Origin of the sequence: Gallalistipes aquisgranensis (assembly GCF_014982715.1) — a bacterium.
Lineage (GTDB): Bacteria > Bacteroidota > Bacteroidia > Bacteroidales > Rikenellaceae > Gallalistipes > Gallalistipes aquisgranensis.
The window spans coordinates 190,453-207,172 of record NZ_JADCJY010000002.1; the positions used below are offsets into that span (position 1 = coordinate 190,453).

The 16,720-nt window shown below is 55.6% G+C and carries 12 protein-coding genes and 4 tRNA genes; all 16 read left to right on the forward strand.

Features of this window, described 5'->3' with window-relative positions; all coding sequences use genetic code 11:
* The first annotated feature begins 24 nt into the window (after positions 1-24).
* The 16 genes from INF32_RS10135 (at position 25) to recJ (ending at position 16,709) form a co-directional block, all read left to right on the forward strand.
* A tRNA-Thr gene (locus INF32_RS10135) sits at positions 25-98 on the forward strand.
* A gap of 104 nt (positions 99-202) precedes the next feature.
* Positions 203-285: transfer RNA gene (locus tag INF32_RS10140), tRNA-Tyr, on the forward strand.
* Positions 286-290: 5 nt separating this feature from the next.
* Positions 291-366, forward strand: a tRNA-Gly gene (locus INF32_RS10145).
* Between the two features lie 115 nt (positions 367-481).
* A complete protein-coding gene (gene tuf, locus INF32_RS10150) occupies positions 482-1,669 on the forward strand; it encodes an elongation factor Tu (RefSeq protein ID WP_226388289.1) in 1,188 nt (395 codons plus the stop codon).
* Positions 1,670-1,745: 76 nt separating this feature from the next.
* Positions 1,746-1,819 (forward strand) — tRNA-Trp (locus tag INF32_RS10155).
* Between the two features lie 14 nt (positions 1,820-1,833).
* Positions 1,834-2,025, forward strand: coding sequence for a preprotein translocase subunit SecE (gene secE / locus INF32_RS10160; RefSeq protein ID WP_262893005.1), 192 nt, complete (start codon positions 1,834-1,836; stop codon positions 2,023-2,025).
* A gap of 18 nt (positions 2,026-2,043) precedes the next feature.
* The gene (gene nusG, locus INF32_RS10165; protein ID WP_226388290.1) at positions 2,044-2,607 is read left to right on the forward strand and encodes a transcription termination/antitermination protein NusG; all 564 of its coding nucleotides are present in this window, start codon (positions 2,044-2,046) and stop codon (positions 2,605-2,607) included.
* Between the two features lie 16 nt (positions 2,608-2,623).
* Complete coding sequence (rplK, locus tag INF32_RS10170) at positions 2,624-3,064, forward strand: 50S ribosomal protein L11 (RefSeq protein WP_226388291.1); 441 nt, start codon at positions 2,624-2,626, stop codon at positions 3,062-3,064.
* 17 nt (positions 3,065-3,081) lie between these two features.
* Positions 3,082-3,780: a 50S ribosomal protein L1 gene (gene rplA / locus INF32_RS10175; RefSeq protein ID WP_226388292.1), complete on the forward strand. Its 699-nt coding sequence runs from the start codon at positions 3,082-3,084 to the stop codon at positions 3,778-3,780.
* Between the two features lie 11 nt (positions 3,781-3,791).
* On the forward strand, positions 3,792-4,313 hold the full coding sequence (gene rplJ, locus INF32_RS10180) for a 50S ribosomal protein L10 (protein ID WP_226388293.1): 522 nt from the start codon (positions 3,792-3,794) through the stop codon (positions 4,311-4,313).
* A gap of 42 nt (positions 4,314-4,355) precedes the next feature.
* Positions 4,356-4,733, forward strand: coding sequence for a 50S ribosomal protein L7/L12 (rplL, locus tag INF32_RS10185; protein ID WP_226388294.1), 378 nt, complete (start codon positions 4,356-4,358; stop codon positions 4,731-4,733).
* Positions 4,734-4,974: 241 nt separating this feature from the next.
* On the forward strand, positions 4,975-8,793 hold the full coding sequence (gene rpoB / locus INF32_RS10190; RefSeq protein ID WP_226388295.1) for a DNA-directed RNA polymerase subunit beta: 3,819 nt from the start codon (positions 4,975-4,977) through the stop codon (positions 8,791-8,793).
* Positions 8,794-8,820: 27 nt separating this feature from the next.
* Positions 8,821-13,077, forward strand: a complete 4,257-nt coding sequence (rpoC, locus tag INF32_RS10195) for a DNA-directed RNA polymerase subunit beta' (protein ID WP_226388296.1) — start codon at positions 8,821-8,823, stop codon at positions 13,075-13,077.
* A 252-nt stretch (positions 13,078-13,329) separates the two neighbouring features.
* On the forward strand, positions 13,330-14,211 hold the full coding sequence (lipA, locus tag INF32_RS10200; protein WP_226388297.1) for a lipoyl synthase: 882 nt from the start codon (positions 13,330-13,332) through the stop codon (positions 14,209-14,211).
* A gap of 7 nt (positions 14,212-14,218) precedes the next feature.
* Positions 14,219-15,040, forward strand: a complete 822-nt coding sequence (gene lipB / locus INF32_RS10205) for a lipoyl(octanoyl) transferase LipB (RefSeq protein WP_226388298.1) — start codon at positions 14,219-14,221, stop codon at positions 15,038-15,040.
* Positions 14,943-16,709: a single-stranded-DNA-specific exonuclease RecJ gene (recJ, locus tag INF32_RS10210; protein WP_226388299.1), complete on the forward strand. Its 1,767-nt coding sequence runs from the start codon at positions 14,943-14,945 to the stop codon at positions 16,707-16,709. Before lipB ends, recJ begins: the two co-directional genes overlap by 98 nt.
* Positions 16,710-16,720: the final 11 nt, after the last annotated feature.

Genomic DNA, 16,720 nt, shown 5'->3' on the forward strand with positions numbered 1-16,720 from the left:
TGCAGCCCTAAAATGCTGTAAACTGCCGATGTAGCTCAGTTGGCCAGAGCAGCTGATTTGTAATCAGCTGGTCGTGGGTTCGAATCCCTCCATCGGCTCGGAAGGGGAAGGGATGCGGAACGCGCAAGCGGACCGGTCTCCGCAAAAAATGCAAGGAAACGCTCCGGCGACGGAGAGATTCCGGCAAGGTTCTCAGACATACGGGAGAATACCAGAGTGGCCAAATGGGGCAGACTGTAAATCTGCTGGCGTACGCCTTCGGTGGTTCGAATCCATCTTCTCCCACACAAGCGGAAGTAGCTCAGTTGATAGAGCATTAGCCTTCCAAGCTAAGGGTCGCGAGTTTGAGCCTCGTCTTCCGCTCCAGGTACCGGGAAACCGAAACCGCAAACGGCGGAGAGTACGCTCTCCGCCCCATAAACGAAATGAAAGAAAAGAGAAGCATATACGCAGAAATTAATTCCTAAATAACTTTCAGATTATGGCAAAAGAAAAATTTGACCGGTCCAAACCGCATGTAAACATCGGTACCATCGGACACGTTGACCACGGTAAAACCACCCTTACCGCTGCAATCACCACCGTTCTGGCAAAGAAAGGTCTCTCCGAGCTCCGTTCCTTCGACTCTATCGACAACGCTCCCGAGGAGAAAGAGCGCGGTATCACGATCAACACTTCGCACGTAGAGTACCAGACGGCTAACCGTCACTACGCTCACGTAGACTGCCCGGGACACGCCGACTATGTGAAGAACATGGTAACGGGTGCAGCCCAGATGGACGGTGCCATCCTCGTGGTAGCCGCTACCGACGGTCCGATGCCCCAGACCAACGAGCACGTGCTGCTGGCCCGTCAGGTGAACGTTCCGAAGATCGTCGTATTCCTGAACAAATGCGACATGGTTGACGATCCCGAAATGCTCGACCTGGTCGAGATGGAGGTTCGTGACCTGCTGAACAAATACAACTTCGACGGCGACAACGCCCCCATCATCCGCGGTTCCGCTCTGGGCGCCCTGAACGGCGATCCGAAATGGGAAGAGAAGGTAATGGAGCTTATGGACGCTGTCGACGAGTACATTCCCATTCCTCCCCGCGACAATGAGAAACCCTTCCTGATGCCCGTCGAGGACGTATTCTCGATCACCGGCCGCGGTACCGTGCTGACCGGACGTGTCGAGACCGGCGTCATCAAAGTCGGCGATCCCGTCGAAATCATCGGTCTGGAAGAGAAGACGCTGACTTCGACCTGTACGGGTGTCGAGATGTTCCGTAAGCTGCTCGACAGCGGCGAAGCCGGCGACAACGTAGGTCTGCTGATGCGCGGTATCGACAAGAAAGAGGTTAAGCGTGGTATGGTCGTTGCCAAACCCGGTTCGATCACCCCGCACACCAAGTTCGAGGCCGAGGTCTATATCCTGAAGAAAGAGGAAGGCGGCCGTCACACTCCGTTCCACAACAAATACCGTCCCCAGTTCTATCTGCGTACGATGGACGTAACGGGCGAGGTGGAACTGCCCGCAGGCGTTGACATGGTAATGCCGGGCGACAACGTGACGATCACCGTAACCCTGATCTACCCCGTCGCTCTGAACGTAGGTCTGCGTTTCGCTATCCGCGAGGGCGGTCGTACGGTAGGTGCCGGTCAGATCACCAAGATCATCGAATAATTTCCGCATAGGAATTTAGGAGATATTTCCACCGAAGAGGGGCCCGTGCCCCCGGCAAGAGCCCCTCTTCCTTTTTACGAGTGTAGTTCAAGGGTAGAATAGCGGTCTCCAAAACCGTTGATGGGAGTTCGAATCTCTCCACTCGTGCCAAATTTACAGGAATTATGAAGATCGTAAATTACGTCAAAGAATCCTATGCGGAGCTCGTTCAGAAAGTGTCGTGGCCCACGTGGAGTCAGTTGCAAAATTCGGCGATAGTTGTTATGGTAGCTTCCCTGCTGTTCGCCATTGTGATTCTGGCCATGGACCTGACCTTCGAGAACGTGATGAAGGCAATATATAGTCTGCTTTACTAATTCGTAACCCCTCAGGCGATGAGTGAAAAAGAGCAGAAACAGTGGTATGTGATACGTGCCATCGGCGGAAAGGAAAAGAAAGTGAAGGAGTACATCGAATCGGAGATTCGTCACTCCCATCTGGAAGATTACATTTCGCAGGTACTGATTCCCACCGAGAAGGTCTATTCGATCCGAAACGGTAAAAAAATCAGCAAGGAACGTGTTTCGTACCCTGGGTATGTATTGGTGGAAGCGGCTTTCGTAGGAGAAATTCCGTTTATTCTTCGCAACGTACCTAACGTCTTAGGCTTCCTCGGAGACACCAAAGAATCGAGCCAGAAAATGATCGCTACACCCCTCCGCCCTCAGGAGGTGAGCCGCATTCTGGGCCGTGTCGACGAAATGAGCGTTAGCGAGGAGGAGAACGAGATTCCTTTCTTCGTAGGCGAAACGGTGAAAGTGACCGACGGCCCGTTCTCGAGTTTTTCGGGCACGATCGAAGCCGTGGACAACGACAGGAAGAAGCTCACCGTCTCCGTGAAGATATTCGGACGCAAGACTCCCATGGAGTTGAGCTTTATGCAAGTTGAAAAAGAATAATTAACCAAGGAAAATTATGGCAAAAGAGGTTGCTGCGTTTATCAAACTGCAGATCAAAGGTGGTGCTGCCAATCCTTCACCCCCGGTCGGACCTGCTCTGGGTTCCAAAGGTGTCAATATCATGGACTTCTGCAAGCAGTTCAATGCACGGACACAGGACAAAGCCGGTAAGGTGTTGCCCGTCATCATCACTGTTTACAGCGATAAGTCTTTCGATTTTATCGTTAAGCAGCCGCCTGTAGCCGTACAGCTCAAAGAGGCTGCCGGTCTGAAATCGGGTTCCGCCGAACCGAACCGCAAGAAAGTGGGTCAGGTGACGTGGGAGCAGGTGGAGGCCATCGCGAAGGACAAAATGTCCGACCTGAACAGCTTCACGCTTGAGTCCGCAATGCGAATGGTGGCCGGTACGGCACGCAGCATGGGCATCAATGTCGTTGGTGAATTTCCTAAATTGTAATTTTAAATTACTGAAAAATGAGTAAGCTGACCAAAAATAGAAAGACAGCTCTTGCCAAGGTGGAAGCCGACAAGGTGTACAAGCTCAGCGAGGCGGCAGCTCTTCTGAAGGAGATTACCTTTACGAAATTCGATGCTTCCGTTGACGTGGACGTACGCCTGGGGGTAGACCCCCGCAAGGCCAACCAGATGGTCAGAGGTGTCGTCACCCTGCCGCACGGTACGGGAAAACAGGTAAGAGTGCTTGTCCTTTGTACTCCCGACAAGGAGAACGAAGCGAAGGAGGCCGGTGCCGACTACGTGGGCCTGGACGAATACGTCGAAAAAATCAAGGGCGGCTGGACCGACGTCGACGTAATCATCACCACCCCCAACGTAATGGCCAAGGTCGGTGCGCTGGGCCGTATCCTCGGTCCCCGCGGACTGATGCCGAATCCCAAAACGGGTACGGTGACCATGGAGGTCGGAAAGGCTGTCTCCGAAGTGAAAGCCGGTAAGATCGACTTCAAGGTCGACAAATTCGGTATCGTTCACACTTCGATCGGAAAGGTTTCTTTCACGGCCGATCAGATTGTCGATAACGCCAAGGAGTTCCTCCAGACGATCAACAAACTGAAACCGAGCGCTGCTAAAGGTACGTATGTACTGAGTATCTATCTCTCGTCGACGATGAGTCCCGGCTTGCAGATCGACCCCAAATCCGTTGAAACCAAATAAATCGAGAAACGATGACAAGGGAAGAAAAAACAGTTATTATCAATAGCTTAGCCGAGAAACTCACGCAATATCCCCATTTCTACCTGACGGACATCTCCGAACTGAATGCCGAGCAGACCGCAGCTCTGCGCCGCAAATGCTTCGAGCAGGAGATCAATCTGGTAGTCGTTAAGAACACCCTGTTCGAAAAGGCTCTGGAGAAGGTGGAAAAGGCGGACGAGCAGCTCAAGAGCGTATTGGAAGGAGCTACCGCCGTTATGTTCTCGAACGTAAACAAGGGTCCCGCAGTGCTGATCAAGGAGTTCCGGAAAACGAATCCGAAACCGATCCTGAAAGCAGCCTATGTCGAGGAGTCGATCTACGTGGGCGACCAGACGGTGGAGGAACTCTCCAAGATCAAGAGCAAAGAGGAACTTATCGGCGATATCATCATGTTGCTGCAATCCCCGGCGAAGAACGTCATTTCCGCTCTGCAGGGATCGGCAGGACAGAAAATTGCGGGCCTCGTGAAAGCGCTCGAAGAAAGAAACTAATCACAATCATTTTCGTAAAACATTTTAAAAATTTCTATAACGATGGCAGATGTAAAAAAATTAGCTGAGGAGTTGGTTAACTTGACAGTTAAGGAAGTAAATGAATTGGCCACTATTCTGAAAGACGAGTACGGTATCGAACCCGCTGCTGCTGCAGTCGCAGTTGCTGCTGCACCCGCCGCTGCTGGCGAGGCTGCCGCTGCCGAGAAGACCGCTTTCGACGTGATCCTGAAGAACGCCGGACAGGCTAAACTCCAGGTTGTGAAGGCCGTTAAGGACATCACCGGTCTGGGTCTGAAAGAGGCCAAAGACATGGTTGACGGTGCTCCCAAAGCCGTGAAGGAGGGCGTTTCCAAAGAGGAGGCCGAGTCCATCAAAGCACAACTGGAAGAAGCAGGAGCTGAAGTTGAAGTTAAGTAGCAAATACTTATAATTCAGAACATATCGGGTATAGAGCTTATGCAGATAAGCTCTATGCCTTTTCTTCGTTTATCGAATTGCAGTATTTAAGAAAAGTCCAGCTTCCGGCCCTTACTTCCGCCCTTTCCTGAACTTTCCTCCCCCCGCAACCTTGCCTCAGCAAGGTTTTATCTTCGGAAGACGAACCGAATTGCGAAATCCGGACGCTTTTCCGCCACTTCAACTTTAATCTCAGGATACGATGTCCCAAAAAGCGAATAATCAAAGAATTAACTTCTCTTCAGTAAAAAACAGGATGCACTATCCTGATTTCCTGGAGATACAGTTGAAATCATTTCAAGATTTTTTCCAGTTAGACACCACCGCCGAAAACCGCAAGAACGAAGGCCTCTACAAGGTGTTCATGGAAAATTTCCCCATTACCGATACACGGAACAATTTCGTTCTGGAATTTATAGATTATTACATCGATCCGCCCCGTTACTCGATCGAAGAGTGTCTGGAACGCGGACTCACCTATAGCGTACCACTGAAAGCCAAACTCAAGCTCTACTGTACGGATTCGGAGCACGAGGATTTCGACACCGTGGTGCAGGACGTCTATTTCGGGACGATTCCCTACATGACTCCCCGCGGAACCTTCGTCATCAACGGAGCGGAACGCGTGATCGTATCCCAGCTACACCGCTCGCCCGGCGTATTTTTCGGACAGAGCATGCACACCAACGGAACGAAACTCTATTCGGCCCGTATCATTCCGTTCAAAGGCTCCTGGATCGAATTCGCCACGGACATCAATAACGTGATGTACGCCTATATCGACCGGAAAAAGAAACTGCCGGTAACCACTCTCCTCCGTGCCATCTGTTTCGAGAGCGACCGTCAGATTCTGGAGATATTCGACCTGGCCGATGAAGTGAAGGTGAGCAAATCCACCCTGAAAAAGGCGGTTGGCAGAAAACTCGCCGCACGTGTCCTGAAAACGTGGGTGGAGGATTTCGTGGACGAGGACACCGGCGAAGTGGTATCCATCGAACGTAATGAAGTGATTATCGACCGCGAGACCGAACTCACGGAAGAGCATATCGACGACATCATCGAGAGCGGCGCCAAAAGTATTCTCCTGCATAAGGACAACCAGAGCGGCGTCGATTACTCCATCGTATACAATACCCTGCAGAAAGACCCCTGCAACTCGGAAAAAGAGGCCGTGGTATATATCTACCGCCAGCTGCGCAACTCCGAGCCGCCCGACGAGGCCACAGCCCGCGACGTGATCGAGAAGCTGTTCTTCTCGGACAAGCGGTATGACCTGGGCGACGTGGGCCGTTTCCGCATCAACAAGAAACTGGGGTTGGACATCGACCCTTCGGTGCGGATTCTGACCAAGGAGGATATCATCGCAATCATCAAGTACCTGATTTCGCTGATCAACTCCAAGACCGACGTGGACGACATCGACCACCTGAGCAACCGCCGTGTCCGCACGGTGGGCGAACAGTTGTCGAACCAGTTCAGCGTGGGCTTCGTCCGCATGGCCCGCACTATCCGCGAGCGGATGAACGTGCGTGACAACGAGGTCTTCACCCCGGTAGATCTGATCAACGCCAAGACGCTTTCGAGCGTCATCAACTCGTTCTTCGGGACCAACCAGCTTTCGCAGTTCATGGACCAGACCAACCCGCTGGCCGAAATGACGCACAAACGCCGTCTGTCGGCTCTGGGTCCCGGCGGTCTTTCGCGCGAACGGGCCGGTTTCGAGGTGCGGGACGTACACTATACCCATTACGGCCGTCTCTGCCCGATCGAGACTCCCGAAGGTCCGAACATCGGTCTGATCTCTTCGCTCTGCGTCTTTGCGAAAGTGAGCGACATGGGATTCATCGAAACGCCCTACCGGAAAGTGACGGAGGGGAAAGTGGACCTGACGGACAAAGGCATCTCCTACCTGAGCGCCGAAGAGGAGGAGGGACTGATCATCGCACAGGCCAACGCGCCGCTGGATGACGAGGGCCATTTCCTCGAACCGGACCGCATCAAGGCCCGGTCGGAAGGAGACTTCCCCGTGGTAACGGACAAGGAGGTGAACCTGATGGACGTGGCACCGAATCAGATCGCTTCGATCGCCGCCAGTCTGATCCCCTTCCTCGAACACGACGACGCCAACCGGGCCCTGATGGGATCGAACATGATGCGTCAGGCCGTGCCCCTGATCACGTGCGAAGCACCGATCGTGGGAACCGGTCTGGAAAAGGATATGATCAGCGACAGCCGGATTCAGATCGTGGCCGAACGCGACGGCGAAGTGGTATTCGCCGACGCAAGCGAAATCCATGTCAAATACGAACGGACTCCGGACGAAATTCTGGTGAGCTTCGATCCGGAAGTGACGGTTTACAAGTTGCCGCGTTACCGCAAGACCAACCAGAACACCTCCGTGACGCTGAAGCCCATCGTCATGACGGGCGACAAAGTGGTCAAGGGACAGATCATGACCGAAGGCTATTCGACCCAGAACGGGGAACTGGCCATCGGCCGCAACCTGAAGGTGGCCTTCATGCCCTGGAAAGGATACAACTTCGAGGATGCCATCGTGATCTCGGAGCGCATCGTACGCGAGGATATTTTCACCTCGGTACATGTGGACGAATACATCATGGAGGTGCGCGACACCAAACGCGGTGTGGAAGAGCTCACTTCGGACATTCCCAACGTGAGCGAAGACGCCACGAAGGATCTGGACGAGAATGGTATCATCCGCATCGGAGCCAACGTCAAACCGGGCGACATCCTGATCGGCAAGATCACGCCGAAGGGAGAGAGCGATCCTTCGCCCGAGGAGAAACTGCTCCGGGCCATTTTCGGCGACAAGGCGGGCGACGTGAAGGACGCTTCGCTGAAAGCGCAGCCGTCGCTCTACGGCGTGGTGATCGACAAGAAACTGTTCAGCCGTGCCAATAAGGACTCGAAGAAAGGCAAGCAGGCCGAAAAGGCCCAGCTGGAGAAGCTGGATGCCCAGTTCGTCGCCGACACGACCCAGCTCAAGGACCGTCTGGTCGAGAAACTGTGGACGCTGCTCAAGGACAAGACGACCGTCGGCATCAAGGACTACTTCGGCGTGGAGCTGGTACCGAAAGGAGCCAAGTTCACCCAGAAGATGCTCGCCGACATCGACTACATGAACCTCAGCACCGAGAAGTGGACGGGAGACGCGCACACCGACATGCTCATCGAGCAGGCCGTGAACAACTACACGATCAAATTCAAGGAGTTCGACGCGCACGTCAAACGTGAAAAATACAACATCACCAACGGGGACGAACTTCCGGCAGGCATCATCCAGCTGGCCAAGGTCTACATCGCCAAGAAGCGCAAGCTGAAAGTGGGTGACAAGATGGCCGGCCGCCACGGTAACAAAGGTATCGTGGCCAAGATCGTCCGGGATGAGGACATGCCGTTCCTCGAAGACGGAACGATCGTGGACATCGTGCTGAACCCGCTGGGCGTACCTTCGCGTATGAACCTGGGACAGATTTACGAAACCGTGCTCGGATGGGCCGGCAAGGAATTGGGTCTGAAGTTCGCCACCCCGATTTTCGACGGTGCCACGCTGGACGAGATCAACGAATACACGGCCAAGGCGGGCGTACCGCGCAGCGGCCGCACCTACCTCTACGACGGCGGCACGGGCGAAATGTTCGACCAGCCGGCTACGGTGGGCGTGATCTACATGCTGAAACTGGGCCACATGATCGACGACAAGATGCACGCCCGTTCGATCGGTCCCTACTCGCTCATCACGCAGCAGCCTCTGGGCGGTAAGGCCCAGTTCGGAGGCCAGCGTTTCGGAGAGATGGAGGTGTGGGCGCTGGAAGCCTTCGGCGCCGCCAACATCCTGCAGGAGATCCTGACCATCAAGTCCGACGACGTGATGGGACGCGCCAAGGCGTATGAGGCGATCGTCAAGGGAGACAACCTTCCCACGCCGGGCATTCCCGAGTCGCTCAACGTGCTGCTGCACGAACTGCGGGGTCTGGCCATCAGCGTGAAGTTGGACTAAAGTTTGAAAAAATAAACAGTAAAGTATATGTCATTCAAGAAAGATAACAAGGCGAACGTCAGCTTCAACAAAATATCGATCGGACTGGCATCTCCCGAGGAGATTCTGGAAAATTCGAGCGGTGAGGTGCTGAAGCCCGAGACGATCAACTACCGTACCTACAAGCCCGAACGGGACGGCCTCTTCTGCGAGCGGATCTTCGGGCCTGTGAAGGATTACGAATGCCATTGCGGAAAATACAAACGTATCCGTTACAAGGGGATCGTCTGCGACCGGTGCGGTGTGGAGGTGACCGAGAAAAAGGTGCGCCGCGAGCGGATGGGACATATCTCGCTGGTGGTTCCGGTGGTCCACATCTGGTATTTCCGTTCGCTTCCCTCGAAAATCGGCTATCTGTTGGGGATACCGAGCAAAAAACTCGAGGCGATCATCTACTACGAACGCTATATCGTGGTACAGGCGGGAGCCGCCGCTGCCAGCGGGGTGAACGACCTGGATCTGCTTGCGGAAAAAGAGTATCTGGACGTGCTGGCATCCCTTCCCAAAGGGAATGCCCAGTTGGACGACAGCGATCCCAACAAGTTCATCGCCCAGATGGGAGCCGAAGCGATCTACACCCTGCTCCAGAAACTCGACTTGGACGCACTCTCCTATCAGTTGCGTCACAAGGCCAACACCGAGACCTCGCAGCAGCGTAAATCGGAGGCACTGAAGCGCCTGCACATCGTCGAGGCGTTCCGTTCCTCGAAAGAGATCAACAAACCGGAGTGGATGGTGCTGAAGGTGATCCCCGTGATCCCACCCGAACTGCGGCCGCTAGTGCCGCTGGACGGAGGCCGTTTCGCCACGAGCGACCTGAACGACCTCTACCGCCGGGTCATCATCCGCAACAACCGTCTGAAACGGCTGATCGAGATCAAGGCTCCGGAGGTGATCCTGCGCAACGAGAAACGTATGCTGCAGGAGGCTGTCGATTCGCTCTTCGACAACTCGCGCAAGAGCAACGCCGTAAAGACGGAAAGCAACCGCCCGCTCAAGTCGCTGAGCGACTCGCTCAAGGGTAAACAGGGACGTTTCCGCCAGAACCTGCTCGGTAAACGTGTCGACTACTCGGCCCGTTCGGTAATCGTCGTGGGTCCCGAACTGAGGATGCACGAAATGGGTATTCCCAAAGATATGGCGGCCGAACTCTACAAGCCGTTCGTGATCCGCAAGCTGATCGAAAGGGGCATCGTCAAGACTGTCAAGTCGGCCAAGAAGATCATAGACCGCAAGGACCCCGTGATCTGGGATATTCTGGAGAACGTCATCAAAGGACATCCCGTGCTGATGAACCGTGCCCCGACGCTGCACCGTCTCGGCATCCAGGCCTTCCAGCCCAAGCTGATCGAGGGCAAGGCACTGCAGCTGCACCCGCTGGCCTGTACGGCATTCAACGCCGACTTCGACGGCGACCAGATGGCCGTGCACCTTCCGCTCGGAAACGCCGCCATTCTGGAAGCCCAGTTGCTGATGCTCGGTTCGCACAACATTCTCAACCCCGCCAACGGCGCCCCCATTACCGTTCCTTCGCAGGACATGGTGCTCGGACTCTACTACATCACCAAGCCCAAGAAGGGGGTCAAGGGTGAAGGACAGGTGTTTTACGGCGCAGAGGAGGCGATCATCGCCTACAACGAAAAACGCGCCGACCTGCACGCCAAAGTGAAGGTGATGGTGGACAACGCCGTAGCCGAGGATGGAACGCTGAAACGCGAACTGATCGAAACGACCGTAGGCCGAATCCTTTTCAACCAGGTGGTACCGAAGGAAGTAGGCTATATCAACACGCTGCTGACGAAAAAGTCGCTGCGCGACATCATCGGTCTGGTGATGAAGAAGGCCGGAGCCGACAAGGCGGCCGACTTCCTGGACGACATCAAGAACCTGGGCTACCGGATGGCCTTCCAGGGCGGTCTGTCGTTCAACCTGGACGCCGTGCTGATCCCCGAAGAAAAGGAGTCGCTGGTTCACGAGGGATACGAACGGGTGGACGAGGTGATGGAGAGCTACAACGCCGGTCTGATCACCAACAACGAACGTTATAACCAGATCATCGACATCTGGACCAATATCAATTCGAAACTGACCAAAACGGTGCTCGACCACCTGATCGCCGATCAGGACGGATTCAATCCCGTTTACATGATGCTGGACTCGGGAGCCCGCGGTTCGAAAGAGCAGATCCGTCAGCTTTCCGGTATGCGAGGTCTGATGGCCAAGCCTCAGAAATCGGGAGCCGAGGGAGGTCAGGTCATCGAGAACCCGATCCTCTCGAACTTCAAGGAGGGCCTCTCCGTGCTGGAGTACTTCATCTCTACCCACGGTGCCCGCAAGGGTCTGGCCGACACCGCGCTGAAAACTGCCGACGCCGGTTATCTGACCCGCCGTCTGGTGGACGTGGCTCAGGACGTGATCATCAACGAGGAGGATTGCGGCACGCTGCGCGGTCTGACGGCTACGGCCATCAAACGGAACGAAGATGTGGTGCAGACGCTCTACGAGCGCATCCTCGGCCGGGTAGCTCTGCAGGACGTGGTGCATCCGCTCACGGGCGAGGTGATGGTCCACGCGGGCGAAGAGATCACGGAAGACATCGCCGAAGCCATCGAAAAATCGCCGGTGGAACAGGTCGAGATCCGTTCGGTGCTCACCTGCGAATCCCGCAAGGGCGTATGCGCCAAGTGTTACGGACGCAACCTGGCGACGGGCCGCATGGTACAGAAAGGAGAGGTGGTCGGCGTCATCGCCGCCCAGAGTATCGGCGAACCCGGTACCCAGCTGACCCTGCGTACGTTCCACGTCGGCGGTGTGGCCGGCGGCGTGGCTGTGGACAACAGCGTGGTTTCACGCTACGACGGCCGTCTGGAAATCGACGAGCTCCGTGTGGTAAAGAGCAAGAACGACGCGGGCGAAGAGGTCGAAGTGGTTATCAGCCGCCTGTCGGAACTCCGCATCGTGGACGTCAACACGGGCATCACCCTCTATACGCATGCGCTTCCTTATGGCGCCGTGCTCTTCATGCACGACGGCGATATGGTGAAAAAAGGCGACCGCGTCTGCGAATGGGACCCCTACAACGCCGTAATCATCTCCGAATACGAAGGTAAGATCAGCTTCGAGAATATCATCGAGGGCGTCACCTACCGCGAAGAGGCCGACGAACAGACCGGCCTGCGCGAAAAGGTGATCATCGAGTCGAGAGACAAGACCAAGAACCCCGTCATCAAGATCCTCGACAAGAGCGGCGAGGAGCAGAAGCAGTACAACCTGCCCGTAAGCGCCCACATCGTGGTGAAGGAGAATGCCAAAATCAAGGCCGGAGACGTGCTGATCAAGATCCCGCGCGCCATCGGTAAGGCAGGCGATATCACGGGAGGTCTCCCCCGAGTTACGGAGTTGTTCGAGGCCCGCAATCCGTCGAATCCCGCCATCGTTTCCGAGATCGACGGCGAAATCTCGTTCGGCAAGATCAAACGCGGTAACCGCGAGATCATCGTCACATCCAAAGGCGGCGACATCAAACGCTATCTGGTGCCCCTGTCGCGTCAGATTCTGGTCCAGGAGAACGACTATGTCCGTGCGGGTATGCCCCTGTCGGACGGGGCGATCACTCCGAGCGACATTCTGGCCATCCAGGGTCCTACGAAAGTACAGGAGTACATCGTGAACGAGGTACAGGAAGTGTACCGTATGCAGGGCGTGAAGATCAACGACAAGCATTTCGAGGTGATCGTACGCCAGATGATGAACAAGGTACAGATTCAGGACCCGGGCGACACGCGTTTCCTCGAAGAGCAGATCGTGGACAAGTGGGAGTTCATGGAAGTGAACGACGAACTTTACGACAAGGTGGTCGTAACCGATGCGGGCGATTCGCAGAATGTCCAGCCGGGACAGATCATCTCGGTACGCAAACTCCGCGACGAGAACTCCGTGCTCAAGCGCAAGGATATGAAACCGGTCGAGGTGCGCGACATCATTCCCGCCACGTCGAATCAGGTGTTGCAGGGTATCACCCGTGCTGCCCTGCAGACCAGCAGTTTCATGTCGGCCGCTTCGTTCCAGGAGACGACCAAAGTGCTGAACGAGGCCGCGATTTACGGCAAGGTAGACCCGCTGGAAAAACTGAAGGAGAACGTCATCTGCGGTCACCTGATTCCGGCAGGAACCGGTATCCGCGACTACGACAACCTCGTAGTGGGGTCGCTCGACGAATACAACAGTCTGACGGCCAAACGATAGTTCCGTCGTACCCGACAAAAGCCCCGGAATATTCCGGGGCTTTTTTTATTCCCCCATGACAGGAAAATAAAAAAGAGAAAAAAATTTCGGGAAAAAATCGGAATCCACCGCACGCTCAGGCGGCTCAGAGGGTATCCGCGGCGGAGTTTTTCACTCCGACCTCCGAAACGGAGCGCCATTATGGAAAAAGGCTGTAGGCAATGCTGAAAAAATTTATTACTTTTGTATCAATTGGAAAATAATAAACCAGAAATGCCTGATGCCTATGACAAGGTAACGACTCCGAAAAAACCCTCCTGGCTCAAAATCCGGCTCCACGGAAACGACTCGTTTGCCGACGTAGCGCGAATCGTCGAAAAACATGCGCTGCATACCATTTGCAGCAGCGGAATGTGTCCCAATAAAGCCGAGTGCTGGAGCCGGCGTACGGCCACGTTGATGATTCTGGGCGACATTTGTACCAGACATTGTAAATTCTGTGCCACACAGGGAGGGAAACCGTTACCGATCGACAGCCGAGAACCCGAACGGGTTGCCGACTCCATCCGTCTGATGGGGTTGCGTCATGCCGTTATTACCTCCGTGACACGCGACGACCTGCCCGACGGCGGAGCCTCCCATTGGGCCGCCGTGATCCGGGCTGTCCGAGCGATGAATCCGGAAACCACCGTGGAAGTCCTCATTCCCGATCTGGACGCAAAAGAGGAGCTGCTGGACATCGTATTGGAGGCACGTCCCGATATCGCAGGACACAACATCGAAACCGTCCGGAGGATCACCCCTGCCGTACGCAGTCGTGCCACCTATGCCACCAGCATGAAGACACTCACCTATATGGCTTCCTGCGGGGCTCTTACCAAAAGCGGACTGATGCTCGGGCTGGGCGAAACCGAAAAGGAGATTCTGGAAACACTGGACGATCTGGCCGCTGCCGGCTGCCGCATCGTCACGCTCGGACAGTACCTGCGGCCGACGCTGACCCATGTACCGGTGGCGGAATACGTCACTCCCGAAAAATTCGAATATTACCGCGAACAGGCGCTCGCACGGGGCTTCGGCTACGTGGCCAGCGCTCCGCTCGTGCGTTCCTCCTACCTGGCGGAAGAGGCGCTGCGTTGCGGAAAACTAAAATAAGAGGCCCGTGGAATCCGTTATCCATACAGATCTGGGCCTGGTCGGATACAAAGAGTGCTGGGAACTCCAGCAGAAGTTCTTTGAAGCCCTGATCGCCGCCAAAAGCGTTCCGGGAAGTGCCATTTCGCAATCGGCACGCCTGCTCCTGTGCGAACATCCCCACGTCTATACGTTGGGTAAAAGCGGGCACGCGGAGAACCTGCTCGTGAACGAGACATTCCTCGCCCGCATAGGGGCCGAACTGTTCCGGATCGACCGGGGCGGCGACATCACCTATCACGGTCCCGGCCAACTGGTCGGTTACCCGATTCTGGACCTGCAAAGGCTGAATCTGGGGCTGAAAGAGTATGTGCACGCGCTCGAACAGTGCGTGATCGACACGATCGCCGATTTCGGCGTGCACGGAGGAAGAGTCGCGGGAGCTACGGGCGTATGGCTCGGAGACGCAGTCCCGCAGGAGGGAACGGAGCCGGCAACCGGAGGTCCGCTGCGCAAAATATGTGCGATCGGCGTACGCAGTTCCCGTTTCGTGACCATGCACGGGTTTGCCCTGAATGTCAACACGCAGCTGGATTATTTCGGATACATCAATCCCTGCGGGTTCACCGACCGGGGAGTCACCTCCCTGGAAAAGGAGCTGGGCCACAAGGTGGAGATGAAAGAGGTCAAAGCCTCTTTCGTCCGTCATTTTGAGAAGATTATAAATATAAAAATAATAAATAATAACGAGTATGCCAATAGCAAAACGTTGGGTTATGAAGGAGCAGGGGGACCCCCGGAAGGTGGCTCAGATGAGCGCTGCGCTGGGGATCGCACCCGTGCTCGCTAACCTGTTGGTTCAGCGTGGCATAGAGACTTTGGACGAGGCTCAGCGGTTTTTCAACCCCCGGTTGGAGGACCTGCACGATCCGTTCCTGATGAAGGATATGGACCGGGCCGTGGAACGCATTGCGCAGGCTGTGGAACACCATGAGAAGATCATGGTGTACGGAGACTACGACGTGGACGGAACCACGGCGGTAGCACTCGTTTACAGTTTCCTGCGCCGGCTGGGCCATACCGATCTGATGTTCTATATCCCCGACCGCTACACCGAAGGGTACGGTATTTCGGTCAAGGGGATCGACCTGGCCCACCGCAAGGGCGTGTCGCTCATCATCACGCTCGACTGCGGAATCAAAGCCGTCGAAAAAGTCGCCTATGCCGCCGAAAAAGGGATTGATTTCATCATCTGCGATCACCACCTTCCGGGCGAGAAGATCCCTGAAGCGGTAGCCGTGCTCGACCCCAAACGGGCCGACTGCCCCTATCCGTTCAAGGAACTTTCGGGATGCGGAGTAGGTTTCAAAATGATGCAGGGATACTGCCTGTACAAGGGACTACCCTTTTCGGAAGTGGAACGACTGCTCGACCTGGTCGTCGTGAGCATCGCCTCGGACATCGTGCCTCTTACCGGCGAGAACCGCATTCTGGCTCACTACGGACTGGAACGCCTCAACACCAAACCGGGTAAAGGGCTCCATTCGATCATCAAAATCTGCGGACTGGATACCCACACCATCACCATCGACGACATCGTCTTCAAGATCGGCCCCCGGATCAATGCGGCCGGCCGGATGGAAGTCGAGTCCGACGGCGAACACCCGGTCCCCTCGGGCGGCCATTCCGCAGTGAAAATGCTGATCGAACGGGATGAGAACATGGCCGAGGAGTTCGGCAGTTTCATCGACACCTGCAACCAGGACCGTAAAAACATCGACCGGTCGATCACCCAGCAGGCACACGACTACATCGAGAGCAATCCCCATCTGAAAAAGCTCAAAAGCACGGTGATCTACAATCCGGGATGGATGAAGGGCATCGTAGGCATCGTCGCCTCGCGGCTGATCGAGACCTACTACCGTCCCACCGTCGTGCTGACCAAAAGCAACGGATTCGCCACGGGCTCGGCCCGCAGCGTACCCGGTTTCGACCTCTACCAGGCCGTGGAGTCCTGTGCCGACCTGCTGGAGAATTTCGGGGGACACATGTATGCTGCCGGACTGACGATGAAACCGGAAAATGTGGAAGAGTTCACCCGCCGCTTCAACGCCTATGTCGAAGAACACATCGACCCGCAGATGCTGATTCCGCAGGTGGAGATCGACGCACCGCTGCTCTTCAGCGACATCACGCCGACTTTCCGGCGCGACCTGTGCCGTTTCCAGCCCTTCGGCCCGGGCAACACGGCCCCCGTGTTCGTCACCAAAGGGGTCAGCAACCGCGGCGATGCCCGTCTCGTAGGCGCCGAATGCGAACACCTGCGCATGGACCTGATGCAGGGTGAAAAGCCCAACACCACGATCGGGGCGATCGCCTTCCAGCAACCGACCCATTACGAATGGATTCGCAGCGGAAAACCGGTCGATGTCTGCTACTGCGTGGTGGAAAACCACTACCGGGGCACCGTAACCCCCCAACTCCGGATCAAGGACATCAAGACCGTAGACTGGCATTGAGAATCCGTCAC